Genomic DNA, 19347 nt, shown 5'->3' with positions numbered 1-19347 from the left:
ATCATCGTCCGAGATAAGACTCGATCACGGCGTCGTCGCGCTTGACCTCGTCGAGCGTGCCGTGCGCGAGCACCGCGCCTTCGGCCATCACCGTCACGCGGCCGGTGTCGCCCGCGAGCGCCGCGACGAACTCCATGTCGTGCTCGACGACCATCATCGAGCACGTGCCGCGCAGCGTGTTCAACAGCGCGGCGAGTTCCATCGTCTCGTGGTCGGTCATCCCCGCCGCCGGTTCGTCCAGCAGCAGGAGGGCCGGGCGCTGCATCAGCAGCATGCCGATCTCGAGCCGCTGCTTCTGCCCGTGCGACAGCTCGCCGGCCGCGCGATACGCGTCGCTTTCGAGGCCGATCAGCGCGAGCGTCTCCTCGATCTTCGCCTGCGCGCCGCGATCGAGCCGTGCGCGCAGCGACGCGAGCCAGCCCTTGTCGGTCTGCATCGCCAGTTCGAGGTTTTCCCACACCGGATGCTGTTCGAACACGGTCGGCTTCTGGAACTTGCGGCCGATGCCCGCGCGCGCGATTTCCGGCTCGTTCATCCGCGCGAGGTCGATGGTCTGGCCGAGAAACACCTTGCCCGCATCGGGACGCGTCTTGCCGGTGATCACGTCCATCATCGTCGTCTTGCCCGCGCCGTTCGGGCCGATCACGCAGCGCAGCTCGCCCACGTCGATCTCGAGCGACAGCTTGTTCAGCGCGCGAAAGCCGTCGAAGCTCACTTCGATGTCCTCGAGGTAGAGGATCGTGCCGTGCGACGTATCGATGCCGGGCGGCACGACGCGGCCCATCGACGCGGTGCCGCTGACGGTGAGCAGCTCGTCTTCCGGCGGTGGGGGCGTGAACTGATAGAGCGCCGTGCCGTTCATCCGCGTTTCCCCTTTGCGAGCAGCGTGTCGACGAGGCCCATGATTCCGCGCGGCAGCACCAGCGGCACCAGCACGAAGATCAGGCCGAGAAAGAACAACCAGTATTCGGCGAAGTACGCGGTGAAGAAGCTCTTCGCGCCGTTCACCGCGAACGCGCCGACGATCGGCCCGATCAGCGTGCCGCGACCGCCGACGGCGACCCAGATCGCCATTTCGATCGAGTTGCCGGGCGACATCTCGCCCGGATTGATGATGCCGACCTGCGGCACGTACAACGCGCCCGCGATCCCGCACAGCACGGCCGACAGCGTCCAGATGAACAGCTTGTACGCGAGCGGGCTGTAGCCGACGAACATCAGCCGCGTCTCGCCGTCGCGCACCGCGGTGACCACGCGCCCGAGCTTGCTGGTGACGATCGCGCGCGCGACGAGGAACGCGAGCACGAGCGTCGCGAAGGTCAGCAGCAACAGCACCGTGCGCGTGCCGGCCGACGTGATCGGAAACCCGGCGATGCGCTTGAAATCGGTGAAGCCGTTGTTGCCGCCGAAGCCCGTCTCGTTGCGAAAGAACAGCAGCATCGCGGCGAACGTCAGCGCCTGCGTGATGATCGACAGGTACACGCCCTTCACGCGCGAGCGGAACGTGAAGAAACCGAACACCCACGCGAGCACGGCCGGCACGAGCACGACGAGCGCGAGCGCCCACGCGAGATGCTGCGTGCCGCTCCAGTACCACGGCAGCTGATGCCAGTCGAGGAACACCATGAAGTCGGGCAGGTCGCTGCCGTACTTGCCGTCGCGGCCGATCTCGCGCATCAGGTACATGCCGATCGCATAGCCGCCGAGCGCGAAGAAGAGGCCGTGGCCGAGGCTCAGGATCCCGCAGTAACCCCACACGAGATCGAGCGCGAGCGCGGCGATCGCGTAGCACATCAACTTGCCGGCGAGCGTCATCGCATACGCGGACAGATGGAACGCGCTCGACTCCGGCGCGACCAGCGCGGCGAGCGGCACGCCGATACCGATCGCGATGCACAGCGCGACGAGCGCGAGCCACGCGCGGCGCGACAGCAGCGCGGGGCGGGGCGGCAGGCCGAGCGCGAATTTTTCCGTGCCGCGCGTGCCCGGCGCCGGTTTCGGCGCGTCGGCGACCGGGTTCGACAACGAATCGGTGAAGGAAGTCACGTCAAGCCTCCGCGCTGCGTCCCTTCGGGGCGAACATCCCCTGCGGGCGTTTCTGGATGAACAGCACGATCATCACGAGCACCGCGATCTTCGCGAGCACGGCGCCCCAGAACGGCTCGATCGCCTTGCTGACGAGGCCGAGGCCGAAGCCGCCGAGCACGGTGCCGGCGATCTGGCCGACGCCGCCGAGCACGACCGCCATGAACGAATCGATGATGTAGTTCTGCCCGAGGTCGGGGCCCACGTTGCCGATCTGCGACAGCGCGCAGCCGCCGAGGCCCGCGATGCCCGCGCCGAACGCGAACGCATACGCATCGACGCGCGCCGTCTTCACGCCGACGCACGCGGCCATCCGACGGTTCTGCGTGACCGCGCGCACGAACAGGCCGAGCCGCGTCTTCGTCAGCACGCCCCACGCAATGAACACCACGGCGAGCGCGAACGCGAGGATCGCGAGCCGGTTGTACGGCAGGATCAGGTTCTGCATCACGGTCACGCCGCCGCTCATCCACGACGGGTTCACGACCTGCACGTTCTGCGCGCCGAACAGCATGCGCGTGGCCTGGATCAGGATCAGGCTCACGCCGAACGTCGCGAGCAGCGTCTCGAGCGGCCGGCCGTACAGGTGCCGCAGCACGAGGCGTTCCAGCACGATGCCGACGAGCGCGGCCGCCGCGAACGACACGGGCACCGCGACGAGCGGATACCAGTCGAACGCGGCCGGCGCATAGCGCTGGATCAGCGTCTGCACGACATAGGTTGCGTACGCACCGATCATCAGGAATTCGCCGTGCGCCATGTTGATCACGCCGATCAGCCCGTACGTGATCGCGAGGCCGAGCGCCGCGAGCAGCAGCACGCTGCCGAGCGACAGGCCGGCGAACAACGTGCCGACGATTTCGCCGTGGCGCTGCAACGTGTGCAGCGTGTCGAGTCCTTGCTGAGCGGCGTCGCGCACGCGCGCGTCGGGTTCCGCGTAGCTGCCGTCGGCGTTCTTCGCGACGAGCGGGCGCAGTTGCTCGATCATGTCGAGATCGCTGCGCGCGGCCACCACCTGCACGGCTTCGAGACGCTTCGCAGGATCCGGATCGTGCAGCGCGGCGATCGCCCACAGTGCGTCGAGGCGGCGCTTCAGCGCGGGATCGGTTTCCTTCGCGCGCGCGCGGTCGATCATCGGCTTGAGTGCCGGGTCGGGCGACTTCAGCAGCGCGTCGATCGCGTCGCGACGCGCGCTGACATCGGGCGACGCGAGTGCGAGCCCCGACAGCGCGCCGGCGATCTTCGTGCGCAGCAGGTTGTTCAGCATCACCGGCTGCGCGTCGCCGGCCGGCGTCGCGGCCTGCGTGAACGCATCGTGCGCGGTGTCGCCGGTCTGGATCAGCAGATGGCCGTCGCCGGTCGCGAGCGCGTCGCCGCTCGACAGCGCATTCAGCACCGCGGCGGCGCGCGGGTCGGCATCGGTCGCGAGCCGATCGACTGCGGCCGTTTTCGCGTCGAAGTCATCGCCGGCGAGCGCGGCGGTATCGGCGGCCGTCAGCGCGAATGCGGCGCGTGGCAGCGCGCAGGCGAGCGCAGCGCACGCGACGATCGCAGCGACGGTCCGGTGAAAGCGTATCGGCATCGGAATTCCTGTCAGGCGTGGAGAAGCGTTCTCACGCAGTGGCATGGCGGCTGCGGCGTCGGTAATAACGACGGCGTTTCATGCCGCCGTACCGACACGCCCGTTTGGACGCTTTGCTGCCGCGCGAGCCGCGCGCGGCCGGGGCGCTGCATGTGCGCGCAACGCCCCGCATCGCGTCAGGCCAGCGCCGCGCGCTGCCGGCGCAGGAACGCCGGAATCGAGCTGACGACGTCCGGCTTGCTCTGGTTACCCGCGATGAACGGGCTCCACGGCTGCGCGCGCACGGCGGTTTTCGTCTTCCACACGACGTTGAACTGCCCGTCGCCGCGGATCTCGCCGATCATCACCGGCTTGTGCAGGTGATGGTTGCCGTCCATCGCGAGCGTGAAGCCGGACGGCGCGGCGACCGTCTGGCCGATCATCGCGACGCGCACCTTGTCGACGTCGGTACTCTTCGCCTTCTCGACGGCCTGCTTCCACATATGGATGCCCACATAGGTCGCCTCCATCGGATCGTTGGTCACGCGCTTCGCGCCGCCCGGCAGGTTGTTCGCCTTCACCCATGCGGCGAACTGATCCTTGAACTTCGTGTTGGTCGGGTTCTTCACCGACATGAAGTAGTTCCATGCAGCGAGATGGCCGACGAGCGGTTTCGTATCAATCCCGCGCAGCTCCTCCTCGCCGACCGAGAACGCGACCACCGGCACGTCGGTCGCCTTGATCCCCTGGTTGCCGAGTTCCTTGTAGAACGGCACGTTCGAATCGCCGTTGATCGTCGAGACCACGGTCGTCTTGCCGCCCTGCGCGAAGGTCTTGATGCTCGCGACGATGGTCTGGTAATCGCTGTGGCCGAACGGCGTGTAGACCTCCTGAATATCCGCGTCCTTCACGCCCTTCGATTTCAGGAACGCGCGCAGGATCTTGTTGGTCGTGCGCGGATACACGTAATCGGTGCCGAGCAGGAAGAAGCGCTTCGCGCCGCCGCCTTCCGCGCTCATCAGGTACTCGACGGCCGGGATCGCCTGCTGGTTCGGCGCGGCGCCCGTGTAGAACACGTTGCGCGACATCTCCTCGCCTTCGTACTGCACCGGGTAGTAGAGCAGGCCGTTCAGCTCCTCGAACACCGGCAGCACCGACTTGCGCGACACCGACGTCCAGCAGCCGAACACGCACGCGACCTTGTCCTGCGTGAGCAGCTGGCGCGCCTTCTCCGCGAACAGCGGCCAGTTCGACGCGGGATCGACGACCACCGGCTCGAGCTTGCGGCCCATCACGCCGCCGTTCTTGTTGATGTCGGCGATCGTCATCAGCGCCGTGTCCTTCAACGACGTCTCGGAGATCGCCATCGTGCCCGACAGCGAATGGAGGATGCCGACCTTGATCGGCCCCGTACCCGCATCGGCTGCATGCGCGAACGGGCTCTTGCCCGCCAGCGCGAGCGCACCGGCCATCGAACCGAACTTCAGCAGACTGCGACGTTTCATCGAGTTCCCCTTGACGTGTTGGATTGGCGTGCGCCGTGACGGCGCCGGCATTGGAGTAATGCAAGGCATGTGCCAGTCGGGGGAATGCACGCCGGGCGTGCCTGTGCGGGACAGCGCGAAGCGTCGGCGCGGTGCGCATGACGCGTCGTGCAGCATGCGCGGTCCGTTGCGGTGCGCGCGTGCGGGCGCAAATGGTGCACGGCGTGCGCGCGGGTTCAGGCGCGGGCGTCAGCGGTTGAAGGGCGTGCGCGAAGTGACGCATGTCGCGGGCGGCGAAGCCGCGCGATATCGTCATCGAGGGCGCCGGGGGGCGGCGAGGCCGCGCGACATCGTCATCGAGGGCGCCGGGGCTGGGGAGCGGGACCGCGCGACAACTTCATCGAGCGCGACGCGGGTGGAAAGCGGGGCAGCGCGAAAACGAAAACGGGCGCGCCATGCGCGCCCGTTCGGCGGATCGGTGCGGCCGGCAGCCAGGTGCCGGTCGACGTGGCGGCGCGTGATGCGCGGCCGGGAAGGTCAGGCGCTCAGTAGCGCGGCACCGACGGATCGACGTCGCGCGACCACGCGTCGATCCCGCCTTGCAGGTTGTACAGCTTCGTGAAGCCGCGCGATTCGAGGAACATCGCGACTTGCGCGCTGCGCATCCCGTGATGGCACACGCAGACGATTTCGGCTTCGTCGTCGAGCTCCTCGCTGCGCGCGGGGATCTGCTGCATCGGGATCGACACGCTGCCGGCGATCTGCGCGGTCGAGATTTCCCACGGCTCGCGCACGTCGAGCACGATCGGCGCGGGACGTGCCGAATCGCGAAGCCATTCCGCGAGCATCGCGGGCGTCAGGATCTGCATGGGGCCGCCGTTCAGAACTTGAAACGCGACGGTTCGATCGCGTTCACGAGGTGGTCGACATAGGTTTCGAACACGTCGGCGACACGGTACTGCTTGTCGTCGATGCGCGTGATGATCTGCGCCTTCATCACCGGACGGCCGCCGACGAATGCCGACAGGCGGCCGCCGACCTTCAGCTGCTCGAGCAGTTGCTGCGGCACGAGCGGCAGGCCGCCGGCCACGCAGATCACGTCGTACGGCGCCTTGTCCGCCCAGCCGAGCGAACCGTCGCCGAGCACGACTTCCACGTTCGTCACGCCGTCGTTGCGCAGGTTCTCTTCCGCGAACTTCGCGATGGCCGGATCGATCTCGACCGCCGTCACGTGCCGTGCGCGGTGCGCGAACAGCGCGCTCAGGTAGCCGGAGCCCGCGCCGATCACGAGCACGTTCTCGTGCTTCTTGACCGTCAGTTCCTGCAGCACGCGCGCTTCGACGCGCGGGAACAGCATCTTCGCGCGGCCGCCGGGCAGCGGCAGCTCGAGATCGGCGAACGCGAGATCGCGATGTTCGGGCGACACGTACTTTTCACGCTTGACGATCGACAGCAGACCCAGGACGTCGAGATCCAGCACGTCCCACGGCCGGATCTGTTGTTCGATCATATTGAAACGCGCGTTTTCGATATTCATGGTGTGGTCACGCAGCCAGGTCGGCCGTCAGCGGGGATAGAGAAACTTCGTGATTGTACCAAACGGGGCGGCGGCAAAGCCTGCCGGCCCCGTGCAACAGACCTTTACCCCTTGCTCTTCTTGATCTGCGCTTCGAATGCGAGATCCAGCTTGCTCGCCTTGCGCGGCTTTTTGGGGCCGAATTCGTCGACGAACTTGACGAATTCGTCGAGCGGCAGCGGCTCGCAGCGCTTCTCGGCGGTGCCGCCGGAGCGGTCGACGAGATAGAACAGGCCGCCGGCCACCGCGACGGCCGCGAACTGCGGGTTGCCGGAGCGGGTTTTCAGGCGTTCGACTGCGTTGGTTGCTTTGGTGGTGCGCATGGTGCGGGTTCTGGCAGGGGCGTCGAGCCCCTCACTGTATCAAACCGGCCACCCGCCTGCGGCCGCGCGGTGTCAGACGGTGCGCGAATAGCGATGTTGCGGCGTGTGGCCGAGATACGCGTCGAACGCCATCGCGATGTTGCGCACGACCATCCGGCCGGCCGGATGGATCGTCAGCCGGTCGCGGGCGATGCTCAGCAGCGCGTCGCGCTCGAACGGGCGCAGCGCGTCGAGCTCGCGCGCGAAGTGATCGGCGAAGCGGATGCCGTGCGCGGCCTCGATGTGGGAGAACGGCAGTTCGAGGTTGCACATGAGCTGCGTGATCACGTCGCGGCGCAGCCGGTCCTCGGCCGTGAGCCGCACGCCGCGCGCGATCGGCAGGCGGCCCGCGTCGAGCGCGGCGCCATAGGCCGGCAGGTCCTTCGCGTTCTGGGCGTAGACGTCGCCGACCTTGCCGATCGACGACACGCCGAAGCCGACGAGATCGGTATCGGCCCGCGTGCTGTAGCCCTGGAAATTGCGCTGCAGCGTGCCGTTGCGCTGCGCGCGCACGAGTTCGTCGGACGGCCGCGCGAAGTGGTCCATCCCGATGTACACGTAGCCGGCCGACGTCAGCATGTCGATCGCGAGGCCGAGCAGCGCGATGCGCGTTTCGGGCGGCGGCAGCGTCGCGTCGTCGATCTGCCGCTGCATCTTGAACAGGTTCGGCATGTGCGCGTAGCCGAACACCGACAGCCGGTCCGGCGCGAGCGCGATGATCGTCTCGAGCGTGCGCGCGAACACGGCGACCGTCTGGTGCGGCAGCCCGTAGATCAGGTCGACGCTGACCGAATGGAAGCCCGTCGCGCGCGCGGCGCTCAGCAGGTCGGCCGTCATCGCGAGCGGCTGGATCCGGTTGATCGCCTGCTGCACGACCGGATCGAAGTCCTGCACGCCGAGGCTCAGCCGGTTGAAGCCGATGTTGCGCAGGTGGACGAGCGTCGCGGGCGTGACCGTGCGCGGGTCGATCTCGATGGAGAACTCCGCGTTGGCGTCCGGCGCGAGCGTGAAGTGTTCGCGGGTAGCGGCCATCAGCTCGGCCGTTTCCGCGTCGGACAGGAAGGTTGGCGTGCCGCCGCCCCAGTGGAGCTGCGTGACCGGCCGCGCGGCGTCGAACAGCGCGGCCTGCAGCGCCATTTCCCGCTTCAGCTGGTCGAGATACGGGCGCGCGCGGCGGCGGTTGTTCGTCGCGATCTTGTTGCAGCCGCAGTAGAAGCAGGCCGTGTTGCAGAACGGGATGTGGAAGTACAGCGACAGCTCGCTCGACGACGCGCCGGGATCGCTCGCGGCGCGCACGTAGTCGGCCGGATCGAAATCGTCGCGAAACTGCAGCGCGGTGGGGTACGACGTGTAGCGGGGCCCGTTTGCGCCGTATTTCGCAAGCAAATCGGGACGGAACATCGTGTCGGCAGAACCGGAACTCATGGTGGTCTCGCGCTTTCTGGATGCTGCCGAGTATATAAACGCGCGTTTGGGCTGCATTGTGTAATAAGGTCGCAGCCGCCGGTGGCACAATGCGCAGTGGGCTGCCGCACCCCGCGTCCGGTTGCCGCAGCGTTTTTTTGTTGTTCGTACGAGAGAAGCCGAGTGTCCGTCGAAATGCCTGTTCGCCCGGCGCCCGCCGAGGTCCCGCCGCCGCATGCGTGTCGCGAGGGTTGCGGCGCGTGCTGCATCGCCCCGTCGATTTCCAGCCCGATTCCGGGCATGCCGGACGGCAAGCCGGCCGGCGTGCGCTGCGTGCAGCTCGGCGACGACCTGCGCTGCCGGATCTTCGGGCGGCCCGAGCGGCCTGCCTGCTGTTCCGGGCTGCAGCCGTCCGCCGAGATGTGCGGCGCGTCGCGCGACGACGCGCTCGCGTGGCTCGCGCGCCTGGAGGTCGCGACGCAGCCGTCCGGTGGCGCCTGCGCGGCGCGGTAACGGGCCGCCGCCGCGCCGGCCGTTCGCCGCGTTCGAGGGCGGCCGCGCACGCATGGAACCGCCGGCGCGCGCCGCAGCACTAACGTGGGTCCATTGCCCCGCCATGGGCCGGAGCCGATAGCCAGCCTGCCGCTTCGCCCGACACAGGAGATTTCCAGCATGACCGCACCTTGCACGCCCGGCCGGCGCCGTTTCCTCGCCGTCTGCGCCGGCGCCATCGGCGTGTCGGTATCGCTCGCCGCCTGCGCGTCGACGTTCCCGTTCATCCCCGATCACTACACGTTCTCGCGCGGCGACGTGCAGAAAGCCGTCGCGCGCAAGTTTCCGTACCAGAGGACGGTCGCGCAGGTCGTCGACGTGTCGCTCGCGAATCCGGCCGTCAACCTGCTGCCTGACCGGAACCGCGTCGCGGTGCAGCTCGACGCCCATTTCGCGAGCCCGTTCCTGCGCGAGCCCGTGAGCGGCAAGTTCACCGTGTCGGGCCAGCTCGCGTACGACGCGCCGAGCCGCTCGGTCGTGCTGAAGGCGCCGGCCGTCGACAGCCTCGTGCTCGACGGCGACGCGCAGATGTATGCGCAACAGGTCGGCGCGGCCGCCGGCCTGCTCGCGACGCAGGTGCTGACCAACTATCCGATCTACACGTTCAAGCCCGAACAACTGCAATTTGCCGGTGTGAACTACGAACCCGGTACAATTACGATTCTTACAAACGGCATACGCGTGGCTATCGTCGAAAAGTGACGATGCACCGCGCGCGGCCGGGCGGGCCGCGGCGGTTACGTGGCCCTTTCTTTCGACCACTTCGGAGTTGGGCCACGGATGGACTGGATCCTGATCTGCAAGGCATTGATCCTCGGCGTCGTCGAGGGGCTGACGGAATTCCTCCCAGTGTCGAGCACCGGTCATCTGATCGTTGCCGGCAGCTTCCTCAACTTCAACGACGCGCACGCGAAAACCTTCGACGTCGTCATTCAGTTCGGCGCGATCCTCGCCGTGTGCTGGGAATACCGGCAACGGATCGTATCGGTCGTGGCCGGCCTGCCGCGCCGGCCCGACGCGCGGCGCTTTACGCTGAACGTCGTGATCGCGACGATTCCCGCGATCGCGCTCGGCCTGCTGCTGGAGAAGAAGATCAAGGCCGTGCTGTTCTCGCCGGTGCCGGTCGCGTTCGCGCTCGTCGTCGGCGGCGCGATCATCCTGTGGGCCGAGGCGCGGCAGCGCGAGCGCAGCGCGCCGCCGCGCGTGCAGTCGGTCGATGCGCTCACGCCACTCGATGCGCTGAAGGTCGGCATCGCGCAATGTTTCGCGCTGGTGCCCGGCATGTCGCGCTCGGGCTCGACGATCATCGGCGGGATGCTGTTCGGCCTCGACCGGCGCGTGGCCACCGAATTCTCGTTCTTCCTCGCGATCCCGATCATCTTCGGCGCGACGCTCTATGAAACCGTCAAGGACTGGCAGGCGTTCACGGTCGACTCGCTCGGCCTGTTCGCGCTCGGGCTTGTCGCGGCGTTCGTCAGTGCGTTCGTCTGCGTGCGCTGGTTGCTGCGCTACGTCGCGACGCACGATTTCACGGTGTTCGCGTGGTACCGGATCGCGTTCGGCCTGTTCGTGCTGCTCGTCGGCTATAGCGGCTGGCTGAACTGGGCGTGATGCCGGAGCGCGGGCGGCGGCGCTTTCAATGAAAAACGTCCCGATCGGCACATGCCGGTCGGGACGTTTTTCATTGCGCGGCGCGGCGCGTGCGATGCACCGCTGCGGTGGGGATTCAGCCCGCGCGCTTGCGGAACACCAGGTCCCACACGCCGTGGCCGAGCCGCAGCCCGCGCCGTTCGAACTTCGTCACGGGGCGGTAGTCGGGGCGCGGCGCGTAGTCGGCGGCCGTGTTCTCGAGCGACGGATCGGCGCCGAGCACGTCCAGCATCTGTTCCGCGTAATTCTGCCAGTCGGTCGCGCAATGCAGGTACGCGCCGGGCTTCAGCCGCGATGCGAGGTGTGCGACGAGCGGCGGCTGGATCAGCCGGCGCTTGTGGTGGCGCGCCTTGTGCCACGGATCGGGGAAGAAGATGTGCACGCCGTCGAGGCTTTCCGGCGCGAGCATGTGCTCGAGCACTTCGACCGCGTCGTGCTGGATGATGCGGATGTTCGGCAGGTCCTGCTCGCCGATCAGCTTCAGCAGCGCGCCGACGCCCGGCTCGTGCACCTCGACGCCGAGGAAGTCGTCGCCCGGGCGGTGTGCGGCGATTTCGGCGGTCGATGCGCCCATCCCGAAGCCGATCTCCAGGATGCGCGGCGCGCTCCGGCCGAATATGGCGTCCCAGTCCGGGATTTCCGGTGCGTACGGCACCACGAAGCGCGGGCCCAGATCGTCGAGCGCGCGGCGCTGGCCGGTCGATACGCGGCCGGCGCGCGTCACGAAGCTGCGGATGCGGCGGCGGTGCAGCGGATTGACTTCGGCGGTGCCGTCGGCGGCTTCGTCGGGAAGGGCGGCATCGTGCGGCGGCTGGCCGGCTTCGTTCGGATCGTCGTGCATCATCGGTGACAGAGAAAGGCTCGGTTCGGGCGAGGGCCCCTATGCGCAGCAGTGTGGCGGATGAACCGGCACATGGTACAAAAAAGCCGCCTTCAACGAGGCGGCTCATGCGCAGGCTGCAGTGCAGCAGAAAGTGGAGCGGGCGATGGGAATCGAAGCACCGTCCACGCGCCCCCGCAACACATTGATTTATAAGGAACACGGAGCGGGCAGCGCTACTCCATGTCGGATACTTGTGTAGCAGTTTACCAGAAGACCACGCTACGGACCTTCCAGCGCGATGACGGTGCGGGGTTTCACGGGTTGTATCATAGGCGTCGTGAACTTCTGCTGACGGAGCTCTAACTATGCCGACGATGTGGTTTGCGAAGGATGGCCCGCGTCCAAACAGTCAGTTCGGACCAGGGGTATCGATCACCTTTGAAGAAGCTGAAGCGATCATCGGCTCACGGCAGGTGATATATGCGGGAGTTGACGCGCCTAGCATCAACGCAGACCGGCCCTCACATTCGGTCAAGAATGTTGTGCTTGAGGTCGAGCCGGATGAAGGTGCTGGTGCACGTTTGTCCGAGACCGGATTCTATGTGATCGCGGGTATCTTGCCTTCAGAGGCAGAGCGTGTGCTGGAGTCACATCGGAATAGCGCGTAACGTCTCGCCCAATAGATCCAGCATCGAGCGACTTCTATAAGGATTGACGATCCGCGGCCTCGATTGAAGGATGCGATACCTCGGACCGGTCGCGGATTTCCTAGGACCCCCTACCGTTTGTGTGCCCCGACTTGTGGGCTTGTCGGTGTTCCGTAGAGGGATTTTCGAGACACGACGCGAGTTAGGTTATGCGAACACCAGTGAAATGTCGGAGAAAATTCGGAATGCCCCGAAATGGGGGGCTGTCGGCGGCCTTTGAAGGTTCGAGTTGGCCCGCGCTTTCTGCTATGCGTGAGGCGGTTTTTCGTTAAGAGAGAGTGCAGCAACGTTGACAGCCAGATTGACGACAATAGCGGCGAGGGGGCAGCCAAGCCCCCTTGCTTTATTGCGCCCTTGCAGGCTCGCCAATGCTCTTCAACAAAGCGTTGTATTGGTCGGGGTCGGTTAGGTAGATTTTATCCAGGACGAAGTTGGCGACTTTGGCAATCTCGGGAATCTCCACCGGTTTAAATCCTCGATCGGGAATTGACTCAAGATGTGAGAATTCATTGTTGAGCCGGTTTACCAATGCGATTGCGGTTGCGTCTTCTTCGCCAAAGAATTTTTTGATGCGCTCAAAGGCATCATTCTTGTCGTCGTGGTATGGAAATTTGAAGAATAAAAACGCTTCCAGAAATTTGCGCAGATTATTGCCGAACCCATAGAATGGCTCATGCCCATCTTTAGCGGCATCCTGATTTTTACATTTGTAGATTTGATGAAAGAGGTAGTTGAATTCAGTGATGTAGTCCTTCAGGTAAGACGGCATGAGCATAATGTTGCTGTTCGCACCGTTGCGTTCGATCATGAAGTGCTCATTGTCATCTACGGATTTTGGCTTGCCATCTCCTATAGATGCCTTCTTTTTTGGAATTGAAAGGCGTTTGAGATACTTCAAGAAATCTAAGTTGTGGGTGGAAATGAAGAGCTGGTTGTAGCGATAGCTGTTTGAGTTGTCGGCGTTTTTTACGGGCTTGGCAATCAGACTTTCGATGAGGCTAAACATGAAGAAGATGTGGTTGCCGTCTAGGCTGGAAATCGGATCATCGATGTAAATAATTAGATCCTTTCCCTTGCTGTCGGGTTCTTCCAGCTTGGCAATAAAATAGCAAAATGCAATGAGGCTGCATTCTCCTTCGCTGAGGTTGTAAGCCGACTTGCCATCGCGCGTGACTTCAAACCGAACGGCGGTTTTGTCAGCACTGTCCTTTGCTTCAAGCTTGATTCCGTCGTGGCCAAAAAAGTGATTCAAGAGACTGTTGACTCTCTCGGCACCTTTTCGTTCGTCTATCTGTTGCCCTTGCAAACTAACAACCTCCGCCTGCAATTCGACGATTTCTGTATTGGCAGTGGTGTATGCCGTATTGGCGTTGCTTGCTTGGGTCTCAAGTTCCGTGATGCGTAGCTTCTCCGCGTCGTAAGAGACGTCGGCGACGAAGGAAGCGACATCGGTCAGTCGCAATGCTTCACGCGCGGAGCTCTTGTCCTTTTCGAGAGAGCTCGTCCTATTGTTGTTTTTGGTGATTAATGCATTAATCTCGTCAATAAGCTGTTGAATCGCTGCGGAGTCGTATGTGAAGCGCGGCATGGCAACCGGCTGAAAAAGGTTATTTTTGCGGTCCCCTAGCGCGGATTTGAGTGCTTCCAAATCCTGTTGATAAATCTTCAAGCACTCTGCAAGCGCCTTTTTGCTCGCTTCAAACAGAATTTTCTCTTCTGAATAAAATTCATCCCCGGTCAAAGTCATAAATTCTGGAATGCGCTTGATCTCGGAGTCAACTGTAGTCATGCATCTGTTAAGGGCAGATTCAAGGTCGGACGATTCCTGGCTGAAGTGGGAGTCCAGGACTTGCCAAATGTCATGTGGCAAGCTCTGACGACAGAAGGCACAAGTGTCGCGCTTGTTTTTGTGTAGGGGGATGCCCTGTTTCACCCAGAGTTGTAGAGCGCTCTCACTAAGCAACTCCTGTATGGCCCGCGTAGGCTTGATCTGCCTTTCAAGCAGATCCTTCGCTGTGTTTGCTATTGATTCAATATCAAGATTGATTGCTGTTGCGTCTGTAATATCGGGCAACGCTTCTTGCTTCAGTAAATTTACCTTTGCAGCTTGTTCTTCAGTCGTTAGGGCTGTAAAGCTCGCCTTCTTGATCGAGGTAATATCTTTCTTAATGCTCTCAATGTTGTAGACGGCTGAGCCATAAGTTCGGTTTCGCTTGATTTTATCATTGGCGTGCGTGCGAAGCTTTCCTTCGAGAGAATCGAGGGCGGTCTTGTGGTTGTTCTTTGTTCGTTCCCGTTCTTTACGCTTCTCTTCCAGATCGTGGAGTAAGCCGGCCTTGGTCTCAACACTACCTAGCTTCGCTCTAATCGCAGCGATCGCGTCTTCAACTTCCTTGTTTTTCTCGCCGACGATGGCGAAGGTTTTTATTTCCCCGTCTTTGTTTTGATTAACGAGAAAGCTCAGATTGTCGCTGACAAAATCGCGGTTATAGACGCGAACATCATAGGCATGTGTGCCAATAGTAAGCTGCGTTACGTCCCCTTTGTCGCCGTGGATTTTGAATGAGGAATCCGTGTAATTCTGCGGAAGATGTCCGGTTTCTAAAGCCCGAAAAATTCGAGAAAGCGTGGTTTTTCCAGAGTAGTTCCGGCCATACAAGATGTTCAGGCGTTTGAAGTCTTGCGGATTATTTCCTCCGTCTCGGACACGCTTTTTCCAATCCAGGTCAGCAAAGCTACCGAAACTATCTATGTCGAGTCCAGTGATCATCTCGTATGCCCCGCGCATATTGTTGTCTTAGTAGCGAGGAGTCTAGACGAGGACCGGCCAATTTTCTAGCCGTGGCCGGTCCGTAATGTTGATGTAGCCGCCGTTTGCGAATACTTGTGCCAGTGACCACTTGCGTCGAACACGAGCCCGATATGGTCCGACCGTTCCAATGCGCTGCTGGCCGTTCAAACCACGGGGCGCGACTGCGGGCGCGAGTGGGGGCGAGAAGCGCCTTCCCCCCGGATGCCACGAAGACCCGATCGAACTAGAGGGGGCTTCTCTTTCCGCGTGCCCTCTCATTCCGGAGGCTCTGTGAAAGGCGAGCGGGAGGAACCTGAGGGCGGCGCTAGCCGCCCATGGTTACTCGGCTACTTCGCTACTCAGTTACCGGTTACAGGCTACGGAACGGGATTTTTTGCAACTATATGATTTTAATGGGAAATTCGCGGTTCAACTATCCCGTGATGTATCCCGAAAACTATCCCGGAATGTATCCCGGACACCATCCCGAGTTCTGCCCCGCTAGATCGAAATGCCCAAGTGCTTTTTGATTGTATCGACCTTGCGTTTCATGCCCCGCACATCGATGGGCTTTGTCCCGCGCATCCTGGCGACAAGTGATGCTAGTTCGTGCGCTGGCGCGTCAAGTCCAATCAGTTCCATTGCTACGCGCACGTCGATCCAGTCGTCAATATGGCTACGCACATTCCGCTGGCGACGCGTTGCGTTATTGAGGGCGCTGCGCCATGTAGCCTTGGACCCGTCGATACGTTTCCACTTCTCGCGGATTGAGTCGGTCTGTAGGGCAGCAAGTTCCGCGGCGAGTGCGTCATCGATGCCCAGTGCTTGAAGCTTTCGTTCGCCCGTCCACTTGGCACGCGCAAATTCTGCGGCGCCCTTGAAATCGAACGACTCGCCAGTGAAAAGCTCGCGAAACTCCAGTTCCGTGTCGATCACATATCGGTGCCCGCGTTCGTGCAACCAGTGGCAATCGATAACTTGACGGTCTCGCCCTAGAAACTCATCGGGTCCACCTGCGGCGCATGTATGGGCAGGCTTTGGAAGTGGTCGAAAGCGAGGGGCGATCTTGCCGCGTCGGTTGAGCGCAAGACTGAGTTGGCTGATTTCTACTCGGTGCCGCATGTAGCGCGCAGATGTCGTCGCGGAGGTGAGCGGCCCCGCCAACTCCCGCAGCCTGTCGAGGAGTATGTGGTCGTCTACTTCAGCCAGATGCTTCCATCCATCGCATGGGAATTCGTATGCTCCCGACTCGGTGCGGACCGCAATGCTAGCCGGTCCGACGAGTTTGAGTTGTGACGCACCCAAGTGCGTCGGTATCGGTAGATCGTCAAGCAGCGAATCCAGATCGTCTCGCGCCTGCATAGTCGTTTCGTGCTGGATCGCTGCGGCGTTCATTTCGATACTCCGGCCTCGGTCAAGCTGCGCTCAAACCGATCGCCGATAGTCTCGTAGCCGGGGGCAATGCGCTTGATTCCTTTAACGAGGTCGTCCGGGCCGTAGCTCGCGAGGAGGTTGGTGCCCAGCGCCCATTCCTTGCTATCGCGCGGAAGCTGTTCGAGCCATGTTCGCAGTTCCCACAGTTCCTCGATATGTGAGGATAACAAACGGTTGACGATGCCGGACTCGGTGAGTTCGGTTGCGTCAGCAAGCCAAGAAAGAAGGTCAGCGGTGGACGTATCCACTGCCAGAGTGATGCGGCGCTTGTCAGTAGCCATGAGTCAGTTCCAAAAAGAGTGAAGGGGAAACAACAAAAACAAACTATATCACACTGGTGTGACAAAGTGTGATTGATCGCGCGCCGAATAACGACCGGCTTCCGGCGGTATCCGACCGTTGCTTTTGACCCGCCAAAAAATTACCCCTTGGCTTTCCTGACACGGCGTCCTACTCTGGCACCAATTTGTGGCACATTTCCTTGGGGAGAGTAGCGATGGTGGTGTTTGGATACGGTCGGGTCTCGACTGGACAGCAGACGGCAGATAACCAGTTCGTTGAACTTATGCAGGCGGGCTACCAGATCGAACCGGAGTTCTGGTTCGCCGATGAAGGTGTCAGCGGCAAGGTCTGTGCGGAGCAGCGTCCTGGGTTCAAGCGCCTCCTCGGGCAGATACGCAAGGGCGAAACGTTGGTCGTATCGAAGCTGGACCGGCTCGGGCGCGACGCCATCGACGTGTTGCAGACTGTCCGGCATCTGGGCGAGCGTGGCATCAAAGTCATCGTGCTCCAACTCGGTGCGACCGATCTAACCTCAACGGCGGGCAAACTGCTGCTGTCGATGCTGGCCGCGGTCGCGGAAATGGAGCGCGACCTGCTGATCGAACGCACGCAGGCGGGACTGGCCCGTGCTCGCGCCGAGGGGAAAAAGCTCGGCAGACCGTCGAAAACCACCCCAGAACAGCGCCGCGAAATTCGCGAAAGGTTGGCGCGCGGGGAATCGGTGAGTGCCCTTGCGCGGGGCTATGCAGTTTCACGGGCGACGATCAACGCTATTCGTGGTGGAGCTTGAGCAGGCGCTCGCCCGAGTTCCCGCTTGTAACTGGGGTCTTTGTAGGCAAGCGACTTCCGGGTCGATTACATCCACCACGGACCCGGTGGGAATAGGTCGTCATCGTCCTGCATTAGCTGGGACAGTTCTTCATCGTCGTCCAAAAGAAGCCGTGCGAGGTCAAGCAACGTGTTGAAGTGATCGAAACCCCAGCCGGAGATAAACTGAATGTATATCTTGTCGGTTATCCGAAAATGGTAACTTGCTGCTACCAAGTCTTTTATGAATAAGACCGCGTCGCTTTGATGTTTGAAAATCTGCTTCGACCATCCATCGGAATCTACCTGTTGTCCGGATTCGGCGACCAGAAAAAGCGCTGCATCCATGTTGCATTGAATTTCATCGAAGCAGTCCGGATCGCTTGGTCCGAAATTCTCATAATTCTCGATTACCTGAACAACCATCATTCCTCCGCGTGGTTTGGTTAGCGCAGCCTTGGCTGCACGTTTGGGAGGAAGAAGCTTATAAACCGGAGATAGGCTTTTCAATAGATCTGGTAGGCAACATTGATTTTTTTAATTCAATGAAATCAATGGGTTGCGATGGAAAAATCGCGAGCCTAAAAATTCAGCAGGCGAACGGTAATAATTACATGGATGCGGTGACCCCAAACGGGACGCGGTGGGCGTATGCGGCTCGGTTTGCCGACCGGTTGTTCGTGCCCATGCTAGTGCTTGGGCAGCGGTGCGCTAAAGCACGCGCCGCCCTTCGTGGATGACCGCAGCACTACCGGGTATTGACCTGCCCGCGACTTTGGATGCGGATCATTTTGCCGTCTTTGTCGAAAAGGATTGCAAGGTTAGACGAAGTGCCACCGATCACTGACGCTTGCGAATACATCCATTGTTGGAGCGTGCCGCCGTTCGGCATAGCGTTGGTGGCCGTCGGTGTGCCAAGCTTCTCTTGCGCTTGCTGCATCGTCGTCACGCCCGGAACGAATTGGTCGGCGTCGTGGATGTCGAACTTGCTTCCCATCGTCATGCATGCGGACAGGGTAAGGGCCAAGGCGCAAGCCCCGAGCTTCTTTATCATTCGTTAGGTCTCTTTCTAGATATGGCGGGCGGTGGACAAACGCAACAAGACGTGCCCCCGCGTCTGTTGCGCTACGGCAGCGTTGCGTTTCAGTATTCGGAAGCGCAAACCTTGTAGACCGCGCGTTGCAACTGATCCGGTGTGGCATCGCGTTGACGTTTGTAAACCAGATCGAGTGAGCCCATGTAGAGTCCGCGGAATTCGCGCCGCCAGTCGGGCTGGATCGTTTTGAGGCTCGTTTCGAATTTCGCTTGCTCGGTCGCATAGGGAACCCCATCGTCTCTGTCTCGTGCCATCTCCAGGGCCATCCGACTGATTTGCAGACATATGCCTTCGCTGCCAGCCCATGCCCGGGTGGTCGTTACCGGTCCGCACATCAGCGCGAGCAGCAACGCTATGGAAGTGCGCGTTGCGCGCCGATGGTTTGCATGTGGTCGTGTCATTTATAGGGTGGCCTCTTTAAGGGTGGCCATTTTTAGGGTGTGTCGCGATTATACGTGCCCGCCAACAATGCCGTGCATGACGGCAAACACATCACTCAGGAATCGCTTCGGGGCGAGGGTTCGAGAACTGCGGAAAGCTACGACCGGGCTTAGCCAAGAGGCTTTCGCCGACAAGTGCGGCTTCGTTCGTAGCTATATGGGGAAGATCGAGACCGGCAAGGCAAATCCATCCTTGGACTCAATTCAGACAATCGCCGATGCTCTCGGCGTGCCGGTCAAGACATTGTTCGAGGAAGACGGTGCGGAGGGCGCATCGTCAGTTCAAGACTAGG

General features: G+C 62.1%; 21 protein-coding genes. 6 read left to right on the top strand and 15 right to left on the bottom strand.

The genetic code is table 11. The features are described 5' to 3' along the window. Window position 1 precedes the first annotated feature (1 nt). The 8 genes from urtD to hemN all read right to left on the bottom strand — a co-directional run bounded on the left by urtD (window position 2) and on the right by hemN (window position 8493). Entirely contained in the window at window positions 2-862 is an 861-nt protein-coding gene (gene urtD / locus O1Q03_RS24190) for an urea ABC transporter ATP-binding protein UrtD (RefSeq protein ID WP_269506537.1), read from the bottom strand. Then, window positions 859-2046, bottom strand: a complete 1188-nt coding sequence (urtC, locus tag O1Q03_RS24185; protein WP_269506536.1) for an urea ABC transporter permease subunit UrtC — start codon at window positions 2044-2046, stop codon at window positions 859-861. The genes urtD and urtC overlap by 4 nt, the downstream gene beginning before the upstream one ends. A gap of 1 nt (window position 2047) precedes the next feature. Further along, the gene (gene urtB, locus O1Q03_RS24180; RefSeq protein ID WP_269506535.1) at window positions 2048-3667 is read right to left on the bottom strand and encodes an urea ABC transporter permease subunit UrtB; all 1620 of its coding nucleotides are present in this window, start codon (window positions 3665-3667) and stop codon (window positions 2048-2050) included. A gap of 176 nt (window positions 3668-3843) precedes the next feature. Continuing rightward, complete coding sequence (gene urtA / locus O1Q03_RS24175; protein ID WP_269506534.1) at window positions 3844-5151, bottom strand: urea ABC transporter substrate-binding protein; 1308 nt, start codon at window positions 5149-5151, stop codon at window positions 3844-3846. 524 nt (window positions 5152-5675) lie between these two features. Then, window positions 5676-5999: a rhodanese-like domain-containing protein gene (locus O1Q03_RS24170; RefSeq protein WP_098549530.1), complete on the bottom strand. Its 324-nt coding sequence runs from the start codon at window positions 5997-5999 to the stop codon at window positions 5676-5678. A gap of 11 nt (window positions 6000-6010) precedes the next feature. Continuing rightward, window positions 6011-6667, bottom strand: a complete 657-nt coding sequence (locus tag O1Q03_RS24165) for a protein-L-isoaspartate O-methyltransferase family protein (RefSeq protein ID WP_269506532.1) — start codon at window positions 6665-6667, stop codon at window positions 6011-6013. A gap of 104 nt (window positions 6668-6771) precedes the next feature. Further along, a complete protein-coding gene (locus O1Q03_RS24160; RefSeq protein ID WP_175776730.1) occupies window positions 6772-7029 on the bottom strand; it encodes a hypothetical protein in 258 nt (85 codons plus the stop codon). Between the two features lie 72 nt (window positions 7030-7101). After that, a complete protein-coding gene (hemN, locus tag O1Q03_RS24155; protein WP_269506531.1) occupies window positions 7102-8493 on the bottom strand; it encodes an oxygen-independent coproporphyrinogen III oxidase in 1392 nt (463 codons plus the stop codon). A 174-nt stretch (window positions 8494-8667) separates the two neighbouring features. Between hemN and O1Q03_RS24150 the strand changes: the two genes are divergently transcribed. From O1Q03_RS24150 to O1Q03_RS24140, 3 genes are all read left to right on the top strand, one after another. Continuing rightward, a complete protein-coding gene (locus tag O1Q03_RS24150; RefSeq protein WP_269506552.1) occupies window positions 8668-8985 on the top strand; it encodes a YkgJ family cysteine cluster protein in 318 nt (105 codons plus the stop codon). Between the two features lie 159 nt (window positions 8986-9144). Beyond that, window positions 9145-9726 carry a DUF1439 domain-containing protein gene (locus O1Q03_RS24145; protein ID WP_269506530.1) on the top strand — a complete coding sequence of 194 codons (582 nt, stop codon included), beginning with the start codon at window positions 9145-9147 and terminating at the stop codon, window positions 9724-9726. 78 nt (window positions 9727-9804) lie between these two features. Further along, window positions 9805-10635, top strand: coding sequence for an undecaprenyl-diphosphate phosphatase (locus tag O1Q03_RS24140; RefSeq protein ID WP_269506529.1), 831 nt, complete (start codon window positions 9805-9807; stop codon window positions 10633-10635). Between the two features lie 115 nt (window positions 10636-10750). On the opposite strand, the gene trmB is transcribed toward O1Q03_RS24140, so the two are convergent. Further along, entirely contained in the window at window positions 10751-11518 is a 768-nt protein-coding gene (gene trmB, locus O1Q03_RS24135; RefSeq protein WP_269506528.1) for a tRNA (guanosine(46)-N7)-methyltransferase TrmB, read from the bottom strand. A 344-nt stretch (window positions 11519-11862) separates the two neighbouring features. Here trmB and O1Q03_RS24130 point away from each other — a divergent pair, with 344 nt between their 5' ends. Then, entirely contained in the window at window positions 11863-12165 is a 303-nt protein-coding gene (locus O1Q03_RS24130; protein ID WP_209825005.1) for a hypothetical protein, read from the top strand. A 382-nt stretch (window positions 12166-12547) separates the two neighbouring features. Here the strand turns inward: O1Q03_RS24130 and O1Q03_RS24125 are convergent, their stop codons facing one another. The 3 genes from O1Q03_RS24125 to O1Q03_RS24115 all read right to left on the bottom strand — a co-directional run bounded on the left by O1Q03_RS24125 (window position 12548) and on the right by O1Q03_RS24115 (window position 16710). Further along, window positions 12548-14974, bottom strand: a complete 2427-nt coding sequence (locus tag O1Q03_RS24125; protein ID WP_269506527.1) for an AAA family ATPase — start codon at window positions 14972-14974, stop codon at window positions 12548-12550. Between the two features lie 522 nt (window positions 14975-15496). Then, a complete protein-coding gene (locus O1Q03_RS24120) occupies window positions 15497-16390 on the bottom strand; it encodes a hypothetical protein (RefSeq protein WP_269506525.1) in 894 nt (297 codons plus the stop codon). Further along, window positions 16387-16710, bottom strand: a complete 324-nt coding sequence (locus tag O1Q03_RS24115) for a hypothetical protein (protein ID WP_217095831.1) — start codon at window positions 16708-16710, stop codon at window positions 16387-16389. The genes O1Q03_RS24120 and O1Q03_RS24115 overlap by 4 nt, the downstream gene beginning before the upstream one ends. Window positions 16711-16925: 215 nt before the next feature. Between O1Q03_RS24115 and O1Q03_RS24110 the strand changes: the two genes are divergently transcribed. Continuing rightward, the gene (locus O1Q03_RS24110; RefSeq protein ID WP_176323016.1) at window positions 16926-17501 is read left to right on the top strand and encodes a recombinase family protein; all 576 of its coding nucleotides are present in this window, start codon (window positions 16926-16928) and stop codon (window positions 17499-17501) included. Window positions 17502-17566: 65 nt separating this feature from the next. Here O1Q03_RS24110 and O1Q03_RS24105 read toward each other — a convergent pair whose 3' ends face one another. The 3 genes from O1Q03_RS24105 to O1Q03_RS24095 form a co-directional block, all read right to left on the bottom strand. Beyond that, window positions 17567-18028, bottom strand: coding sequence for a hypothetical protein (locus tag O1Q03_RS24105; RefSeq protein ID WP_176332696.1), 462 nt, complete (start codon window positions 18026-18028; stop codon window positions 17567-17569). Between the two features lie 238 nt (window positions 18029-18266). After that, entirely contained in the window at window positions 18267-18572 is a 306-nt protein-coding gene (locus O1Q03_RS24100; protein ID WP_254215429.1) for a hypothetical protein, read from the bottom strand. 89 nt (window positions 18573-18661) lie between these two features. Further along, a complete protein-coding gene (locus O1Q03_RS24095) occupies window positions 18662-19015 on the bottom strand; it encodes a hypothetical protein (RefSeq protein ID WP_217095829.1) in 354 nt (117 codons plus the stop codon). Here O1Q03_RS24095 and O1Q03_RS40005 point away from each other — a divergent pair. Beyond that, window positions 18900-19346 carry a helix-turn-helix domain-containing protein gene (locus tag O1Q03_RS40005; protein WP_332112549.1) on the top strand — a complete coding sequence of 149 codons (447 nt, stop codon included), beginning with the start codon at window positions 18900-18902 and terminating at the stop codon, window positions 19344-19346. The two genes, O1Q03_RS24095 and O1Q03_RS40005, sit on opposite strands and share 116 nt — an antisense overlap. Window position 19347 lies beyond the last annotated feature (1 nt).

The sequence above is a fragment of the Burkholderia sp. IMCC1007 genome (genome assembly GCF_027257875.1).
Lineage (GTDB): Bacteria > Pseudomonadota > Gammaproteobacteria > Burkholderiales > Burkholderiaceae > Burkholderia.
Note: the sequence above shows the minus strand (reverse complement) of the source record. Positions and strands in the feature narration are given on the sequence as shown.